The following is an 18167-nucleotide window of genomic DNA, read 5'->3' as shown; positions in this document are numbered from 1 at the left end:
CCCGCCGCTGCCGGGCCGGTTTTCGCCGAGCAACGCATCCGTCTCGTCGGGAGCTTCGGGTCTCGGAGCCCCCAACGCCGGCGGCGGCCGGCCCCGCGACCCGGACGGACGCCGCACCGGTCGGCCCGCAGCCAAAGTGCAGACATCCCACCCACTCCGGAAGGCCCTGGCGGACTCGACCGGACCGCCCTCCCGCTCCCCCGTCGCCGGCCAGCTCTCGCCGAGCAGCACGCCCGTCTCGTCGCGCGCCCCAGGGCTCGGAGCCCCGAACGCCGCCAGCGGTCCACGCCACGCGCCGGACCGGCCCCCGCACCGGTGCCCCGCAGCCGGAGCGCGGCGTGCCTGCTGGACGCGGTCCGGTCCGGCCCGGTCCGTTCGGTTGGCCGCCTGTGGGTGTCGGGTGTCGGGTGCGGGGCTTGGGTCCGGGGTGGGGTTGTCAGGTCTCGCGGGATATCAGGGACAGGATGTGGGTGCGGCCTCGGTCGGTGAAGGCTGTTTCCAGGGTTTTGCGGTCGGATTCGGTGAAAGGGCGGTATGGGGTGGTTCTGCCGGTTCGGGGTTCGCGCCACCAGATGGGGTCTGGGGTCGTGTGCCAGGCTTGGCGGGCCAGGACTCTGGTGAGGATCTTGTTCGTGCTGGTTTGTGGGAGTGCTTCGGCGATCCGGATGTAGCGCGGGTGCCAGGCGCGGGACAGGTCCGGCTGGGCCGCCAGCCAGTCCGCGAAGGCCGCCGGGTCGAAGGTTGCGCCCTCGCGCAGGACCAGGGCCGCCATCGCCTGGTCACCCGCCGCCTCGTCGGGCACGCCGTACACCGTCGCCACCGCCACGTCCGGGTGCCGGGACAGGATGCGGGCGACCGGCGTCGCGCCGAAGTTCTCCCCGTCGACGCGCAGCCACTCCCCTGTGCGGCCGGCGAAGAAGACCAGGCCGTCGTCGGTGCGGTAGGCGAGGTCGCCGCTCCAGTACCAGCCGTCGCGCATGCGCTGCGCGGTCGCCGCCGCGTTGTTGTAGTAGCCCTCGAAGGTGCCCGCGCCGCCGACGTTGACCAGTTCGCCGACCGCCGCCTCGGTGTTGGTCATCCGGCCCGCCGCGTCGAAGGCGGCCGGCGGGCACGGCTCGCGCGTGTCCGGGTTCAGGATCCGGATGTCGCCGTTCGGCCGGCCCAGCGCGCCCGGCGGCATGTCCGGGACCGGGCTGAACGACAACCCGCCCTCGGTCGAGCCGAACCCGTCCCGCACCGTGCAGCCGAACCGCCGGGCGAAGCGCTCGACGTCCTGCGGCCCGCCCTCGTTGCCGAACACGCGCGTCAGCGGGTTGTCCGCGTCGTCGGGGCGCTCGGGCGTGGCCAGGATGTACGACAGCGGCTTGCCCACGTAGTTGGCGTACGTGACCCCGAACCGTCGCACGTCCGGCAGGAATCCCGACGCGGAGAACCGCCGCCGCAACACCAGTTCCGCCCCGGCCGCCAGCGCCGGCGCCCAGCACGTGACCACCGCGTTGGAGTGGAACAGCGGCATCGCGCAGTAGGCCACGTCCGTCCCGTCCAACCGCTCCATGGCCACCACGCTCGCCCCCTGCCCGGCGATCTTGCCCTGCGAGCAGATCACCGCCTTGGGGTGCCCGGTCGTCCCGGACGTGAGGATCAGCATGAACGTGTCCTCGACCCCCGGCCGCTCGACCGGCGGCTCTGCCCCCGCGTACGGCTCCAGCGCCCGCGCCCAGGCCGGGTCGTCCACGCACAGCAGCCGGTCCGCCGGAAAGTCCGGTGCGGCGGTGCGCAGCTGCTCCAGATGCGCCGCGTCGGTGACGACGAGCGAGCAGTCGGTGTGGTCGATGTCGCGCGCCAACTCGGACCCGACCCGGGTCGGGTTCAGCCCCACGATCACCGCGCCGGACAGCGCCGCGGCGCCGAGCAGCAGCGGAAACTCGGGCACGTTCTCCAGCATCACCCCGATGTGCCACGGTCGACCCTCGACCCGCAGCGCACGCAGCAGGGCGGCTCGGCGCGCGGATTCCGCGACCACCTCGGCCCAGGTCCACGCCCGGTCCTCGTCGCGCAGACCGGCACTGTGATCCTCGGCCCGCTCGCGTAGCAGTGCGTCCAGTGTGATGCTCCAACGTCCAGACACGACATGGCTCCTGACGGGCAGACAGACAGACGGACAGGGCAGACAGACGGATGGATGGACGGACGGACGACGGGTGGACGGACGGACAAACCAACCGACGCACCTACATGGCACGATCAAGCTTCCGCTTCGCGCAACCTAACCCGCGTGCGCGCGGATCGGAAGACGGCCAAGATCGATACCGGACCGGAACCACACCGAATGTGGCCTCGCTTGCCCGCACGTGACGCGTCGGACAGATTGAAGCCGTACGCATCGGGGGAGGCAGGCATGGACATGAGTATGGATTCGGGCATACCAGGCAGAATTCGCAGCGCGCTTTTCCTTGACTTTGACAATATTTACAGCGGACTGCGGGAGACGGACCGCGCGTCCGCGGAGATTTTCGCTCGCAAACCGTCCCAGTGGTTGGAGTGGTTGGAGAACGAGGCGACCGAGCGCGGCCTGCGCCGATCGTTGCTCGTCCGCAACTGCTACCTCAACCCGGTGATGCACGACCGTTACCGGGCGTTCTTCACGCGGTCGGCCTTTCGCGTGATCGACTGCCCGCCGCTGACGGGCCGGGGCAAGAACAGTGCCGACATCCACATGGTGATGGACGTACTCGACACGCTCCAGCACTCGACCAGGTTCGACGAGGTGATCATCATGAGCGCCGACGCGGACTTCACTCCGGTCCTGCTGCGGCTGCGCAGCCACGACCGGCGCACGATGGTGATCGCCAGCGGTCCGGCCGCCCAGGCGTATGTCGCCGCGGGCGATGTGGTGATCAGCGACCAGGAGTTCATCGAGCGGGCGCTGCGCGACGAGATCGACGTGGCACCGGCCGACGAGGGGGTGCGCGAGCAGGTGATGGCGCACGTACGCGAGCAACTCGGCGGCTCCGAGGAGCCGATCGTGCTCGCCACCCTCGCCCACTCGGTGCTGCAACAGGTCGGTCGCGAACAGGTCACCCGCACCCGCTGGGGCGGCGCGGCCACCTTCTCCTCGCTGCTCGAACTGATGCTGGAGCAGGGCACCGACGAGAAGTTGTCGATCAGTCGGGTCCCACCCGGGTACATCTACGACCGCACCCGACATCAGCCGCCCTCGGCTCGTCCCAACGGCCAGGGTCGCATGGACCACCTGCGCGAGCCGGTCCGCGACCTGATCGACCGGGTGGCCACGGTCACCGGCGCGCCGCGGCTGTCCCCGGAGGAGTACCACGTGCTCTTCGCGGAGTTGCACGCCGAGGTCAGCGAGAACGGCTTCCAGGGCAACCAGACCTCGGGCGCGGTCCGCGACCGTTGTGCCGAGCGTATGCAGACCATCGCCCGCAAGGCGATCGCGTTCGTCACCACGGGCCTGGTCTACTCCGGCTACTGGTCCTCCACCGCACACCCGGTCGCCTCCGCCGACGACCTCGCCGTCGCCTTCCTACGCAACGTCGAGACGCTGTGCGCCAACGCCCGCCTCTACCTCAACGCCACCGAACGCGCCCTCCTGGCCGAATGGCTGCTCGGCACCGCGACCACGAACCACACGAGCACGAACCAGGCGGCTCCGAACCACGCGGGGGCCACGAACCACGCGGCCGCCGATCCCACCGCCGCCGACCTCACCGCCCTCCCCGGCGCCAACAGCGCATAGCCGGTCCGGCGGGTGCGACCCCGAGGGCGCACCCGCCGGACCGAAAAGGCGGCGGCCCACATCGGGGCCGCCCGCGCTAGAACTGCCCGCGCCGGTACAGCCCGACCACCGCGGCGCCGCCGAGCCCGATGTTGTGGGTGAGCCCGACCTTGGCGTCGGCGACCTGGCGGGCGTCCGCCAGGCCGCGCAGCTGCCAGCTGATCTCGGCGGCCTGGGCCAGCCCGGTGGCGCCCAGCGGGTGGCCCTTGGAGATCAGCCCGCCCGAGGGGTTGACCACCCAGCGCCCGCCGTACGTGGTGGCGCCCTCGGCGACCAGCTTGCCGCCCTCGCCCTCGCCGCACATGCCCAGCGCCTCGTACGTGAGGATCTCGTTGATCGAGAAGCAGTCGTGCAACTCGATCACGTCGACGTCCTCGATGCCCAGACCGGACTGCTCGAACACCTGCCGGCCGGCCGCCGCCGACATCGGCTTGCCGACCACGTCGATGCAGCTGTTCGAGGCGAAGCTCTCCTCGGTGTCGGTGGTCATCGACTGGGCCAGAATCTCGATCGCCTGCTCCTCCAGGCCGTGTTCGCGCACGAAGCGCTCGCTGACCACGACCGCCGCGGCGGCGCCGTCGGAGGTGGGCGAACACTGCAGCCGGGTGAGCGGCGAGTGGATCTCCTTGGCCGCCAGCACCTCGTCGAGCGAGTACTCGACCTGGAACTGCGCGTACGGGTTGTTCACCGAGTGCCGGTGGTTCTTGACCCCGACGTGCGCGATCTGCTCGGCCGTGGTGCCGTAGCGGGCCATGTGCTCGCGTGCCGCGTTGCCGAAGATCTGCGCGGTCGGCGGCGCGGTCATCGAGAACCCGTGCGCGTCGCCCATGATCTTGTAGTGCCGCGCCACCGGCGACGTGGAGAAGTCGCCCTCGCCGCCCCCGCCGAGCGAGCCGCGCTTCATCTTCTCGAAGCCGATCGCGAGCACACAGTCGTTCAGCCCGCCGGCGACGAACTGACGGGCCATCATCAGCGCGCTGGAGCCGGTCGCGCAGTTGTTGTTCACGTTGTAGACCGGGATACCGCTCAGGCCCAGCTCGTACACCGCGCGCTGACCGGCGGTGGACGCCTGGAAGCAGTAGCCGACCGGGGCCTGCTCCACCTTGTCGTAGCCGATGCCCGCGTCCGCGAGCGCCTTGCCGCCGGCCTCCTTGACCATGTCCCAGTACTGCCAGTCGCGGCTCTCCGGCTTCTCGAATTTGGTCATGCCGACGCCGACGATGAACGCCTTTTGTGCCATGTCGCCAACTCCTACGGAAACGGATCAGGAACGAGAACGAGAACAAAAACCGAAAACGCAATCGGACACCGGAACCGGGGACCGAAACCGGGACCGAAACCGGATCAGCGAACGACGAGAACTACTTCTCGCTCGGCTGCGGGTCCCTGGGCAGCCCGAGGATGCGTTCGCCAACGACGTTGAGCTGGACCTGCGTGGTGCCGCCCGCGATGGTCAGGCAGCGGCTCATCAGGAAGCCGAACGCCGCCTTCTGCCCGTCTCCCTCGTCCACCGCGCCCAGCGGGCCGAGCAGTTCGAGGCTCAGCTCGGACTCGCGCTGCTGGTGCGGGGTGCCGACGAGCTTGCGTACCGACGCCCCCGCGCCCGGCTCCAGCCCGGACAGCCGGGCCAGCGTGGTGCGCAGCTCGATCAGCGCCAGCGAGGACGCCTCGGCCACCAGCGCGCCCAGGCGCTCCCGGAAGCCGCCGTCCACGAACTCGCCCGCCGGGCCGTTCACCGCCGCGACCAGATTCGCGATGCCCGCGCCGAACGAGCTGCCCGCACCCATGTGCACCCGCTCGTTGCCGAGCGTGTTGCGGGCCACCTGCCAGCCGCCGTCGACCTCGCCGACGACCATCTCGTCCGGGACGAAGAGGTCTTCGAGGAAGATCTCGTTGAACATCGCCAGGCCGCTGATCTCCTTGAGCGGACGGATGTCCAGCCCCGCCGAGGCCATGTCCACGACGAAGTACGTCAGCCCCTCGTGCTTGGGCTTGTCCGGCGAGGTGCGCGCGAGCAGGATGCCCCACTGCGACTCGCGGGCCCGCGAGGTCCACACCTTCTGGCCGTTGATCAGCCAGCCGCCCTCGGTCCGGGTCGCACGCGTGGAGATCGCGGCCAGGTCGGAGCCCGCGCCCGGCTCGGAGAACAGCTGGCACCACTGGATCTCGCCGCGCAGCGTCGGCGGCGCGAACCGCTCCTGCTGGGCCTGCGTCCCGTACGCGATCAGCGACGGGATCACCCAGTTGCCCATGGTGATGTCCGGCAGCCGCACGCCGAGCGCCTTCATCTCCTGCTGGATCACCAACTGCTCGACCGGTCCGGCCCCGATGCCGTACGGCTTGGGCAGGTACGGCGCCGCATAGCCCAACGGGGCGAGCCGCGCGCGCTGTTCGGCCCCGGACTCGCCGGCCACCTCGGCCAGGATCGCCCGCGCGGTGTCGCGCAGCCGCTCCGCCTCCTCGGGCAGGTCCAGGACCAGGTCCCGGCGCGCACCGGCGCTCGCCAGCTCGGTCACCCGCAGCCGCCAGTACGCGGCGGGCCCCGCGTACTGCCGCAGGGTCAGCCCCCGGCGCAGGTAGATGTGCGCGTCGTGCTCCCAGGTGAAGCCGATGCCGCCGAGGATCTGTACACAGTCCTTGGTCGTGGTGAAGGCCGCCTCGATCGCGTACGTGGCGGCGATCGCGGCGGTCAGCGACCGGGTCGGCGCGTCCGAGCCCGCGTCGAACGCCCGCGCCGCGTCCCAGGTGACCGCGCGCGACTGCTCGACCCGGACCAGCATGTCCGCGCACAGGTGCTTGATCGCCTGGAACTGCCCGATGGGGCGGCCGAACTGCTCGCGCACCTTGGCGTATTCGGTCGCCGTGTCGAGCGCCCACGCGGCCACGCCGCACGCCTCGGCGGACAGCAGTACGGCCGCCAGGTCACGGGCCAGGGCCTCGTCCACACCGGCCAGCACCCGCGTGGCCGGGACCACGGTGTCCACCGTCACCTCGGCGCTGCGCCGGGTCGGGTCCACGCTCTTGAGCGCCCGCACGTCGACGTCCGGCGCGTCCACCGCCACGTACACCGCCGTGCCGTCGGCCCGGCGGGCGGCCAGCACCAGCACGTCGGCGAGCGCGCCGCCCAGGATCGGCGTGGCCACCCCGCTCACCCGCAGCCCGCCCGCCTCCTCGGCGGCCGTCACGGTGCCGGGGCCGGTCGCGACCGCGCCGGTCAGGGTGCCGTCGACCAGGCCGGGCAGCAGCTCCTTCGCCGCGTCGCCGCCGTCGGCCTGCAGCAGCGCCGAGGCCAGGACGGTGGGCAGGAACGGGCCGGGGAGCATGCCGAGGCCGGCCTGCTCGAGGGCCACCGCGGTCTCGACCAGGCCGTAACCGGCGCCGCCGAACTCCTCGGCGACATGCATCCCGAGCAGGCCCTGCTCGGCCAGGGCCGCCCAGTGTCCGGGGCGCTCCTCGCCGTCCGCCTCCAGGACCCGGCGCACCTCCTGGATGGGTGCAACACGTTGCACCCATCCGCGTACCGATTCCGCCAGGGAGCGATGCTCCTCCGTGATGCCGATGGCCATATCGCGCCTTCCATGACTTCCGTGACTCGGTCCAGTACTTGCGATAGTAGAACCCGTTTCAATTGTTGGGGACCCCGATGTGGCCCCCGACACGGTGGCGCGGGGGCGGCTGCGGCAGCATGGGGTCCGGCCGGCCGACGGCGGCCCGGCGGTGTACCGACCCGGCCCGCGTGGTCCGACCCAGGAGATCCCGACATGAGCACCATCGACCCCGCCGTGCGGGCCGCGTTCGAGGCCGCCACCGGATTCATGCCGGCCGACGAGGGCGACGCGCTGTACGCCGCGGCGGTCCAGGCGGCCCGGGTCGGCCCGCTGGTCGAACTGGGCACGTACTGCGGGCGTTCGACGATCCTGCTCGCCGCGGTCGCGCGCGACGCCGGCACGGTGGTGGTCACCCTCGACCACCACCGCGGCTCGGAGGAGCAGCAGCCCGGCTGGGAGTACCACGACCCGAATCTGGTCGACGCCGAACTGGGCGTGATGGACACGCTGCCGACGTTCCGCCGCACGCTGTACCGCAGCGGGCTCGAACCGTACGTGGTGGCCCTGGTCGGACACAGCCGGACGATCGCCCCGCTGTGGAACACCCCGGTGGGCCTGGTGTTCATCGACGGCGGGCACACCGACGAACACGCCCGGGGCGACTACGAGGGCTGGGCACCACACGTCGCGGTAGGCGGACTGCTACTGATCCACGACGTGTTCCCGAACCCCGCCGACGGCGGCCAGGCCCCACACCGAATCCACCAACGCGCCCTCGCCTCCGGCGCATTCGAAGAACTCCCAGGCCAAGGCTCCCTACGAGTACTACGCCGCGTGGCAACCGGAATCTGACCAAGCAACCCAACCCAACCCCACACACCCCCATGGCGCGTCAGCGCCCACGCCCCAGGCCGCCCACGCGATCGACGCGCGCAGCGCGGAGAGCGGCGGAGCCGCGAAGTGTGGGCTGGGCGACCCGGAGCGAAGCGGAGGGGCGCACAGCCCCGAGCGAGGGGCCGCTTTTTCTTGGAGGAGCGAAGCGGGGGAAAGAAAAAGCGGCCCCTCGCGAGCCGGCGCGGAGCGCCCAACAAAAAGCAACGCCGCGAACACGACTCCGGCCCCGCTCCACTCCCTGACTCCGCCCCCGACTCCGCCCTCCCGACTCCGGCGCCCCCGTTCCGCCGCCCCACTCCCCCCTCCCCACTCCGCCCTCCCCACCCCACCCCCACCCCCACATCGCCCCCTGCCGACCCAGCGCGCCCCCAGCCACCCCCACCCCACCCCACCCCACCCCAAAGGCACATCCACGTAAGATCCGCGCGCCCCACCCACCACCCGACGTCAAGATCGATTCGAGCCTGATTCGATTCCCGAAAGCAATCCGTTCCGGTCCCGCGCGGCTCCCGTTTGCTGGGACAATGCCCATCCGGAAGGACGCGGGGGGATGGTCATGTCCGATCAGCATCAGCACGACGACGCGCCCGGCGAACCCGCGGCGGGCGGCGAGCGGTTCGAGACGGTGTGGGACCGGACGGCCAACGGCGGCGTGGGCGGCTGGGTGCGCCGCCGGATCACCGCCGGCCCGACCGCCGTGAACCCGGGCGCGCCGCCGCGTCCGCATCACGAGCCCACCGCCCACCTGCCGGCCGCCACGCCGCCGGCGCGGCCCGGCACGCCGCCACCCGCGCCGCCCGACGAGCAGGACACCGTCGACAACCCGGCGGCGGCCCGCGGCATGCCCGCCGGCCCGCCACCGCCGGGGTGGCCGGTTTCCACCCCGCCCCTGGTGTCCACCCCGCCCCGGGTATCCCCCGAGCCGCCCGCCGTCCCCCCGCCGCCGCTGCCGCGCCCGCCCGTGCCCCCGAACTCGTCGGCGCCGACCGCGGACTGGTACCGGCAGGAACCCGGCGCCGCGCACACCCCCGTCCACGGCGTCCCGGGCGGTCACGCCGACCACGGCGTCCCGCCGGCCCGCGACGTCCCGGCCGCCCCGGACTGGTACCGCGGCGCCACCCCGCCGGCCCCCGGCCCGCTCTCGCCCACCCCGCCCGGCCCCTCGTTCGAGCGCACCCTGCTGTTCATCGTGGCCGCGGTCGTCCTGGTCGCCGCCGTCGGCACCCTGTTCGCCCTGAAGCCGTGGGCGGAGGACGACAAGGCGCCGGCCGCCCACGGCTCACCGAGCGTGGGATCCACCGCCGGCTCGCCCTCCCCCTCCGGCGAAGCGGCGGGTGCCCAGCCGGGCGCCCCGTCGACCCCGCCGCCGGCCCGACAGAGCACGATCACCACCCCGCCGCCCGCGAGCCCCACTCCGGATGCCCGCACCCAGGCCGCCGCGTTGGACACCCTGCTCTCCCGCAGCGGTTCGTCCCGGCAGTCGGTGATCGACGCGGTGAACAACGTCGGCTCCTGTTCGTCGCTGGCCGCGTCCCGCTCCGCGCTGCTCGACGCCGCCGCGCAACGCGACCAACTGGTCACCCAGTTGGACTCGATGCGCTTCGACGAAGCCCCCGAACTCCAGGCCGCCGCACCGACGTTGCGCACCGCGTGGACCGCCTCCGCGCGTGCCGACCGATCGTTCGCCGCATGGGCGCAGTCCGCGGCCGACTCGGGCTGTCCGGGCACCCGGGCGCTCTACGACGAGGGCGCCACGATCAGTTCCGAGGCGTCCACCGCGAAGAAGTCGTTCGTGACGACCTGGAACGCCGTCGCCTCGCGCTACGGCCTCACGTCCAGGAGTGAACTTGACCTCTGACCGCCGCGACGATCGTGGTCGTCCCGACGACCCCGGCCCCCACCACCCCCGTCACCCGGCCGCCGCCGACCCCTTCGGCCACGCGCCGGCGCGGGAGGCCCGGATCGAGGCGGCGACCGACCGGCTGCGCCGCCGGCGGCGGATCACCCTGACCGTGGCCGCCCTGGCACTGGCCGCCGCCGGCGCCGGCACCATCGCGGTGGCCTGGCCCGGCGGGCACGACGCGGCGCGCACCGAGGCCGCCCACACCCGGTCGGCGACCGGGGCCGGCGACCCGCCGAGTACGCCCCGCGCCGCACCGGCCGACGGCGCACCCGCCCCGAACGCGACCACCTCGACCGGCGAACCCCCGCCCGCCGCCCCGGCGGAGCCCCCCGCGACCGCGGCGGTCCCGCCCCCGCCCCGCGCCGGCGGCGGACTCCCGCTGTCGGGGCGGGTGGTGGTGCTGGACCCGGGCCACAATCCGGGCAACGGCGGCCATTCCCGCGAGATCAACAAGCAGGTGTACGCGGGCGGGCTGACCAAGGAGTGCGACACCACCGGCACCGAGACCAACCAGGGTTACACCGAGGCCGAGTTCACTCTCGATGTGGCACACCGCGCGAAGCGGTTGCTGGAGGCCCAGGGCGCCACCGTGGTGTACACGTGGGAGACCGAGGCGTGGGGGCCGTGCGTCGACGCGCGGGCGGCGCGGGGCAACACGGCGAAGGCGGACGCCGTGGTGTCCATCCACGCCGACGGCGGCCCGGCCGGCGGCCGCGGCTTCCACGTGATCCTGCCCGCCGCGGTCAAGGACGAGAACGTGGACACCACGCCGATCCTGGCGCCCTCGCGCGCCCTCGGCGGCCTGCTCGCCAAGGCCTTCCGGGCGGCCACCGGCACCTCCCCGGCCACCTACCTGGGCACCGACGACGGGCTGGTCACCCGTACCGATCTCGGTGGACTGAACCTGTCCACCCGACCCAAGGTGTTCATCGAATGCGGCAACATGCGCAACGCGTCGGACGCCGCGCAGTTCACCGACCCGAACTGGCGCGAGCGCGCCGCGTCCGGGATCGCGACCGGGATCACGGCCTATCTGTTGAAGGGGACGTGAGCCACGAGTCCCCCGTCCCCTAGGGTCGTTGCGATCGTCCCGCCGCGCGTGCGCGGCGGTGACGCTCCCCGGTTCGCGACGTCCACGTGCGCCGGGCACCGCCGGACGGTTCCCGGTCGGGCAACGGACCACCGCGAGCCGCACGATCGGGCCCGGCGCGAGCCGCCCACGCACCGCACGTCGCCCGGCGCACCCCGCGCCGTCGGCGTCACGTCCCCCTCCGTATCGCCAAAGGAGCAACGTTGAACCGGAAAGGGATCACGAGGGGCGATGCGATCGTCATTCTCGCGATCGTCCTGATCTTCATCTTCTCGTTCTTCAAATACTACGAAGTCAGCGCCACCTCCCACGGCAGCAGCAACATCGGCAGCGACGACGGGGACCTGCTCGGCGGCGGCCGCAGCGAGTCCAAGAGTTGGAACGCCTGGACGGTCGACTTCTATCCGCTGATGCCGGCCGTCGTCCTGGTGCCGCTGCTCGCCCTGCTGCTCCTGGTGATCGGCCGTTTCACCGCGCAGCCGGACAAGCCGGCCCTGGGCCTGGCCCCGCGCCAGTGGGCGATCGCGCTCGGGGTCTCCGGCGCGATCAGCGGCTTCTTCGCCCCGTTCGGGGCCGGCGGCATGATCGGCGACATCGTCAAGGACTCGGCCCCGTCGCGCTACTCGGTCGATTCCGGACCCACCGTCTTCGCCTGGCTGATGATGGTGGCCGGACTGGTCGCGGCGCTGTTCCTGATCATCGGCGACCGCATCCCCAGCCTGACGTCACCGCTGTTCAGCCCGGTCCCGCAGCAGCCGTGGGGCTACCCGCCGAACGCCACCGGCGGCTACCCGGCCCCGCTCGACCCGAACACCGGCCTGCCGATGGCGATCGACCCGAACACCGGCTACCCGCTGCCGAACGCCACCGGCGGCTATCCCGCGCCGCCCGGCTACCCGGCGACGGGGGTGGGCACCGCCGCGCCGATCGCCGGCGTCCCCGCGCACATGCCGCCGCCGGACCCGTCCGGGTCGACCGCCGCGGTTGCCGAGGCAGCGGCCGGCACCGCCGCGCCGGTCACCGGTGCACCCGTCACCGGCGCACCCGTCACCGGCGCACCGGGCGCCGTCGAGTCCGGCACCGGCGGCCGACCCGCGGCCGAGACCGGCCCGCAGCCGCCGGAGTTCGCCCAGTTCTGGTTCGCCGTGCCCGAGGCCCGACCGCTGGCCCCCACCGAGGGCCTGTCCAAGACCCCGGTGGCCACCCTGCGGACGGGCCAGTGGTACCTCGCCGTCGCCCCCCACCCGGGCGGCGTCCTGGTCGAGGCCGACGGCGTCCGCGGGGTCCTGAGCGACGTCTCCGGAATCCAACGCGGAGAATGACGGTATGTCAGGCCCCGGTGCCGGTGCGGGCGACCGTACCGGCACCGGGCCGCGACGCGACGGCCGCGGTCCGTCGCGACACGCGCATGTCCACGCAGTACGAAAGCCCCGTCAGGGAGGAGCACGATGCCACGCAAAGGCGTCACCCGAGGTGATCTGATCGTCGCGGTGGCGGCGATCGGAGTTCTGGTCTTCTCGTTTCTCCCCTGGTACACGGTGACCGCCAAGGGCAGAGATCTCACCGAGGGCACCACCCATTACTCGGCGTGGATCGGCGACTTCACACCGCTCGCGCCGGCCGTCGTGCTGCTGTCCTCGATCTCGCTGGTGCTGCTGCTGATCGGCCGGTACACCTTCCGTCCCGGCTCGCCGCCGACCGAGATCCAGTTCGCCGGGGTCGCCCTGCGGCAGTGGGGCGTCGTGCTCGGCGTGGCGTCGGCGTGGAGCGCGGCGTGGGCCGTGCTGGGCGCGGACGGCGGCTACGACAAGCTGGCCCGCACCGCGCAGCGGATCGCCCGCTCGGGCGGCGACTCGCAGGCGACCGTGGACGCCGCGCACGGCTGGGGCGCGTGGGGGCTGGCCGGGTTCGCCGTGCTGCAGGCCCTGTTGCTGCTCACCGTGGACCGGATCGGCGGGCTGAACGTGCCGCTGGTACGCCCGCGCGAGGCCGGCTGGTCCGGCTACCCCGGCGGCGGCTTCCCCGGCGCGCCCGGCGGCTATCCGCCCGGCCCGCCCGGAACCGGTGGCTTCCCGGTACCGCCTCCGGTCGCGCCGCCCGTGTACGGCCCGTCGGGCAACACTCCCCCGCCGCAGACCCCGCCGATGCAGCCGCCGGCGATGCAGCCTCCGGTGCTGCTGCTCAAGTCGGACGACTCCGCGGCGAATCCGGCGATCGGCGCCGACCGGGTGCCGGCCGCCACGGCCGGGGACGTTCGGGACTCGGCGGCGGATTCGGGCGATCCGGGCACGTTCGAACAGTACTGGCTGGCCGTGCCCGAACCCCGCACGCTGCGGCCGCTCGACGTCTCCGGCGCCGCGCCGGCCACGCTGCATCCCGGGGTCTGGTACCTCGCGGTGGGCGTGCGCGACGACGGCATCGTCATCGACATCGACGGTGTCCAGGGAGTGTTGACCGACCTGACGGGCATTCAGCGCGGCGAATAGACATCCGTGGAAAATGCCCCCATACGGTGTGTCGTATGGGGTCGGGGTACAGATCGTTCGCCCGTCTGGCACAGTGTCCCCGGACCAATGCACCGAGGACGCGCGGGGGCGATGCCGGTGGCACGACTTGGGTCGCCCCCGTACGCTGTCGGCGCCCATCCCCCTCGGGAGGAGTATTCAGTGGACGTCAGAAAGCTCTCGCGTGGCGACGCGGTCATCGGGGTCGCCGCCGTGCTCATCTTCATTTTCTCGCTCTTCGACTACATCGGCTTCAAGAGCGAGATTCGCGGCGTCGACGGCGCGGCGAGCGCCTGGTCGGGCGACGTGGCTCCGGTCATCTTCGCGTGCGTGTTGACCCCGATCATCGCCGGTGTGCTGTTCATCCTCGGCGGGCTGATGCCGCAGCTGCGGGAGAAGCAGATCCTCGGGCTGACCGCTCGTCAGTGGGCCCTGCCGCTCGCGGTGGTCTCGCCGATCAACGCCCTGTGGTCGATCGGCCGCGCCTCCGACGGCCTGGAGATGAAGGCCGGCGGAATTCTCGTCATCCTGTCCGTCCTCGTGCTCAGTGGTGCCCTGATCGCCACCAGCGTGGTGCCGGCCCTCCAGGCGCCGCTGCTCGGCGCGGGCGGTCCGAGTGCGGGTCAGGCCAACCAGTACGGTGGCCCGCAGAGTCAGCAGCAGTTCGGCGGTGCGCCCTACGGCGGACCGCAGGGCCCGCAGGGTCAGCAGCAGTTCGGCGGCGCCCCGCAGCAGGGTGGCTTCGGCGGCCCGGCCCCGCAGGGCCCCCAGGGGCCGCAGGGCGGCTTCGGCGCCCCGGGCCCGCAGGGCCCCGGTGGTGGGCAGCAGCCCGCCCCGGGCGGTGCGCCGTTCCAGCCCTTCTGGTTCTCGGTGCCGGACTCGCGCCCGATGCTGGACGAGCACACCAACCAGGAGAAGGGCGTGCTGAACACGGGCGTCTGGTACCTCGCGGTGGCCGAGCACCCGAACGGCCTGCTCGTCGAGGTCGACAACGTGCGCGGCGTGCTCCAGAACACGATGGGCATCCAGCGCTCGTGACACCGGTGCTCCCGAGGAACCGGTGATACCGAGACCCCGCGAACAGACACAGGCAGGGGCGTCGTCCACTTCGGACGGCGCCCTTTCGCCTGTCCGCGGGCGGGTCGACCGGGTCGCCGGGGGAGGCGGCCTCCCCGAAAAGTAAAACGTGTTCTAGTCTGCGGAGGCGATTCACCGCGCCGCGTCACGCCGCGTCGCGCGATTCCGTACGACATCGGGCAACCGTGGGCAAACGTGGAGGTACCGCCATGAGGCTGGGTCTGACGTTCGGGTACTGGGGCCGAGGCCCGTCCGCCGACTTCGTCGAGACGGCGCGCGAGGCCGAACGCCTCGGCTTCGACTCGGTCTGGACCGCCGAGTCCTGGGGCTCGGACGTGTTCACCCCCCTGACCTGGATCGCGGCCAACACCTCGCGGATCGCACTGGGTACCGCCGTCACCCAGATGACCGCCCGCACCCCCACCGCGACCGCGATGCACGCGTTGACCCTGGACCACCTGTCCGGCGGTCGGATGATCCTCGGCCTCGGGCTCTCCGGGCCGCAGGTGGTCGAGGGTTGGTACGGGCGGCCGTTCCCGAAGAGCCCGCTGACCTTCACCCGCGAGTACGTGGACGTGATCCGCCAGGTACTGCGCCGCGAGGGGCCGGTGGTGGCCGAGGGCCGCTACGCGCGGCACCCGTACACGGGCGAGGACGGCAGCGGACTCGGCAAGCCGCTCAAGTCGATCACCCACCCGCTGCGCGCGGACCTGCCGATCTTCCTCGGCGCCGAGGGACCGAAGAACGTGCACCTGACCACACGGATCGCGGACGGCTGGCTGCCGTTGCACTGGGCGCCGACCCGTCCCGAGGTGTACGCGGACGCGCTGCGGGACAAGCCGGCGGGCTTCCGGATCGCGCCGATGGTGCAGGTGGCGCTCGGCGACGACGTCGAGCGGGCGATGTTCCCGATCAAGGCGGCGATGGGCTTCTACGTCGGCGGGATGGGCGCGAAGAACAAGAACTTCCACGCGGACCTGATGCGCCGCTTCGGCTATGCCGAGGAGGCGGACCGGATCCAGGAGTTGTTCGCGGCCGGCAAGCGCGACGAGGCGATCGCCGCGGTACCGAGCGCCTTCGTCGACGAGATCGCGCTCGTCGGCCCGGCGGCCCGGATCCGCGAACGTTTCGCCGCCTGGGCCGCCGACCCGCACGTCACCGACATGATCGTCACCACCCGCGACCCGGAGGCCCTTCGCCTGCTGGCCGACCTCGCGTCCTGACCCGAGCCCGCGCCGGCCGGTCGGCGTCCCCGGTCTACGTCACCGTCGACATGCACAGTTCCTGCCCCCGGGAGGGCAGCGGATAGTAGACCGGGGATCGGCCGGGGCAGGTGGTGCCGGTGGACGAGGGCGTCGGATGGATCTCGTCGATCCGCAACCGGCCCTGGCCGTCCCGTCGGAAGGCGCCCTGGCACGGTACGAGCGCGGCCAGGAAAGCCCACTGCCGCCCGTCGCGCACCTCCGCCGGCACACACTCGCCGGGTCGGAAGATCCGCTCCAGGCACAGCGCGGGCTGCCCGGACACGATCGGCCACCGGCTGCGCCCGTCGGTACTCATGCAGTCCGCCGTGCCGCCGCCGGCCGAGGTACGGGCCAGCACCCGCTGCCGCGCCGCCGGATCCTCACAGGGCAGCGTGCGCGGTCCGACGGGCTGCCAGGTCGGCGATCCGTCACCGGCGAAGTCCACGCAGGCCCCGACCTGTACCGAGGCCACGAAGGCCGCGACCGGATCGCCGGAGCCGGCGGTCGGCACCCCGGCGGGCCCCATCGCCCCGCGCTCCCGATCCTCGCGCCCCCGCTCGTAGGCGACTCCGGCCAGCAGCCCGCCGACCAGCGCGATCACCACGAGCGCGGCCACCAGTACCCAACTGGCCCCACCACCCTCGTGCACCTCGGCCGGCTCGGGCAGGTCGTAGGGGTCCTGCCGATCGTCGCTGTCGTCGATCCGCGGCACCATCGCCTGGACGATCTTGGCGAGTTGCATCGTCTCGGCGGTCTCGGGGGCACCGGTGCCGTCGGGTTCGGGCGCGGGCTCGGCCGACTTCGCCGGGGTCGGCGCGGCGGCCTTCGGGTCCGATCCGGCCTCGCCCGACGGTCGCGGTTCCACCGGGTCCGGGATCGTCCCGGCGTCGGCCGACTCGTCGGCCTCGGCGACATCCGCCGCCGAGTCGACGGGCTCGTCCCGCTCGACCGGCTCGGCCGGCCCGAGGCGGTCCGCGAGGGGCACGGTCGGCGGGTCGCCGACCAGGCGACCGCGCCGGTGGTACGCGTCGATCAACTCCAGGGCGGCGCCCGGAAGCCACGAGGCGGCCCCGTAGGCCCCCTCCCGAGCCGTCGACGCCCCGGCGGCCCCGTCCAGCAACTCCCGCGCCGTGGGCCGATCCTCCGGATCACGCGCCAGGCAGGACCGGATCAGGTCGGCGACCTCGTCCGGTACATCGGCCAGTTCGGGCTCACCGGCCGCCACGCTCCGCCGAATCGCCGCCTCCCCCACACCGGAGTGCGGAGCGTGTCCGGTCGCCGCGAAACACAGCAGCGCACCGAGCGCGTAGACGTCGGAAGCCGGCACCGGCTCCTCCCCGCGCGCCTGTTCGGGCGCGAGGTAGCCGGGCGCGGCGAGCGGAGCGTCCGGGCCCGCGCCCGTGATCCCGAATCCGGTCACCCTCGGCCCGTCGGAGGCCACCACGATCTGCGCGGGCCGCAGGTCCCCGTGCACCAACGACGCCTGATGGATCGTCACCAGCCCCTCGGCGATCCCGGCGGCGAGCCAGCGCACCGCGTCGGGCGTCAACGGCCCACACGAGATCACCAGGTCGGCGAGCGACGGCGCCGGCACGTACGCCGAGGCCACCCACGGACCGCTGGCCGCCCCACCGCTGCCGATCACCTCGACCACACCGGGCCCGCGCACCTTCTGCGCGCGCTTGATCCCCTGCTGCTCGCCGTACAACATCCGCACGGCCATCGGCCGCCCGGCTCCGGTCCGCGCCAGATACACCCAACCGGGACTACCAACCCCCAACAGCCCCACCACCGTGTAGGGCCCTATTCGATCCCCAGGCTCCAACCCAGCCGCCATACCCACCTCGTCACCCGAACACCAGTCCCCCCCTGGTCAAACCCTATTGCCGCAACCAAACCCCCCAAGACCACGGTCCACCCGAACCCAAGCCCCAAGCCCGCGAGGCACCCGAAACGGGAGGCGCGGGCGGGAGCTGGGCCGGACGGGTAGACGCAGTCGCGAGGCGAGCCGAACGGGAAGGCGCACTCGCGCGCCGAACCGAACGGCAAGACACACCCGCGCGCCAAACCGAACCGGGAGACGCACCCGGGCACCGAACCGAACGGCAAGA

The 18167-nt window shown here is 72.6% G+C and carries 12 protein-coding genes; 8 read left to right on the top strand and 4 right to left on the bottom strand.

What is annotated here, in order from left to right; genetic code table 11:
* Positions 1 to 436: 436 nt before the first annotated feature.
* A complete protein-coding gene (locus tag EMA17_RS51495; protein WP_246127393.1) occupies positions 437 to 2128 on the bottom strand; it encodes a long-chain-fatty-acid--CoA ligase in 1692 nt (563 codons plus the stop codon).
* 3 nt (positions 2129 to 2131) lie between these two features.
* Between EMA17_RS51495 and EMA17_RS51490 the strand changes: the two genes are divergently transcribed.
* Positions 2132 to 3757: an NYN domain-containing protein gene (locus EMA17_RS51490; RefSeq protein WP_126643677.1), complete on the top strand. Its 1626-nt coding sequence runs from the start codon at positions 2132 to 2134 to the stop codon at positions 3755 to 3757.
* Positions 3758 to 3833: 76 nt separating this feature from the next.
* On the opposite strand, the gene EMA17_RS51485 is transcribed toward EMA17_RS51490, so the two are convergent.
* Positions 3834 to 5036, bottom strand: coding sequence for a lipid-transfer protein (locus tag EMA17_RS51485; RefSeq protein ID WP_126643676.1), 1203 nt, complete (start codon positions 5034 to 5036; stop codon positions 3834 to 3836).
* Positions 5037 to 5157: 121 nt separating this feature from the next.
* Positions 5158 to 7362, bottom strand: coding sequence for an acyl-CoA dehydrogenase family protein (locus tag EMA17_RS51480; RefSeq protein WP_126643675.1), 2205 nt, complete (start codon positions 7360 to 7362; stop codon positions 5158 to 5160).
* Between the two features lie 195 nt (positions 7363 to 7557).
* Here EMA17_RS51480 and EMA17_RS51475 point away from each other — a divergent pair, with 195 nt between their 5' ends.
* From EMA17_RS51475 to EMA17_RS51445, 7 genes are all read left to right on the top strand, one after another.
* Positions 7558 to 8196, top strand: coding sequence for a class I SAM-dependent methyltransferase (locus tag EMA17_RS51475; RefSeq protein ID WP_126643674.1), 639 nt, complete (start codon positions 7558 to 7560; stop codon positions 8194 to 8196).
* Positions 8197 to 8794: 598 nt separating this feature from the next.
* Positions 8795 to 10096, top strand: coding sequence for a hypothetical protein (locus EMA17_RS51470; protein WP_126643673.1), 1302 nt, complete (start codon positions 8795 to 8797; stop codon positions 10094 to 10096).
* Positions 10086 to 11192 (top strand): N-acetylmuramoyl-L-alanine amidase, encoded by a 1107-nt coding sequence (locus EMA17_RS51465; protein ID WP_246127391.1) that lies wholly within the window; start codon positions 10086 to 10088, stop codon positions 11190 to 11192. Before EMA17_RS51470 ends, EMA17_RS51465 begins: the two co-directional genes overlap by 11 nt.
* A gap of 242 nt (positions 11193 to 11434) precedes the next feature.
* Positions 11435 to 12553, top strand: coding sequence for a hypothetical protein (locus EMA17_RS51460; RefSeq protein ID WP_126643672.1), 1119 nt, complete (start codon positions 11435 to 11437; stop codon positions 12551 to 12553).
* A gap of 126 nt (positions 12554 to 12679) precedes the next feature.
* Positions 12680 to 13717, top strand: coding sequence for a hypothetical protein (locus tag EMA17_RS51455; protein WP_126643671.1), 1038 nt, complete (start codon positions 12680 to 12682; stop codon positions 13715 to 13717).
* A gap of 180 nt (positions 13718 to 13897) precedes the next feature.
* Positions 13898 to 14773, top strand: a complete 876-nt coding sequence (locus EMA17_RS51450) for a hypothetical protein (RefSeq protein ID WP_126643670.1) — start codon at positions 13898 to 13900, stop codon at positions 14771 to 14773.
* A gap of 248 nt (positions 14774 to 15021) precedes the next feature.
* Positions 15022 to 16035: an LLM class F420-dependent oxidoreductase gene (locus tag EMA17_RS51445; RefSeq protein ID WP_126643669.1), complete on the top strand. Its 1014-nt coding sequence runs from the start codon at positions 15022 to 15024 to the stop codon at positions 16033 to 16035.
* 34 nt (positions 16036 to 16069) lie between these two features.
* Here EMA17_RS51445 and EMA17_RS51440 read toward each other — a convergent pair whose 3' ends face one another.
* Positions 16070 to 17893: a serine/threonine protein kinase gene (locus EMA17_RS51440; RefSeq protein WP_126643668.1), complete on the bottom strand. Its 1824-nt coding sequence runs from the start codon at positions 17891 to 17893 to the stop codon at positions 16070 to 16072.
* Positions 17894 to 18167: the final 274 nt, after the last annotated feature.

This window comes from Embleya hyalina (assembly GCF_003967355.1).
In the GTDB taxonomy this organism is placed as follows: Bacteria; Actinomycetota; Actinomycetes; order Streptomycetales; family Streptomycetaceae; genus Embleya; species Embleya hyalina.
Note: the sequence above shows the minus strand (reverse complement) of the source record. Positions and strands in the feature narration are given on the sequence as shown.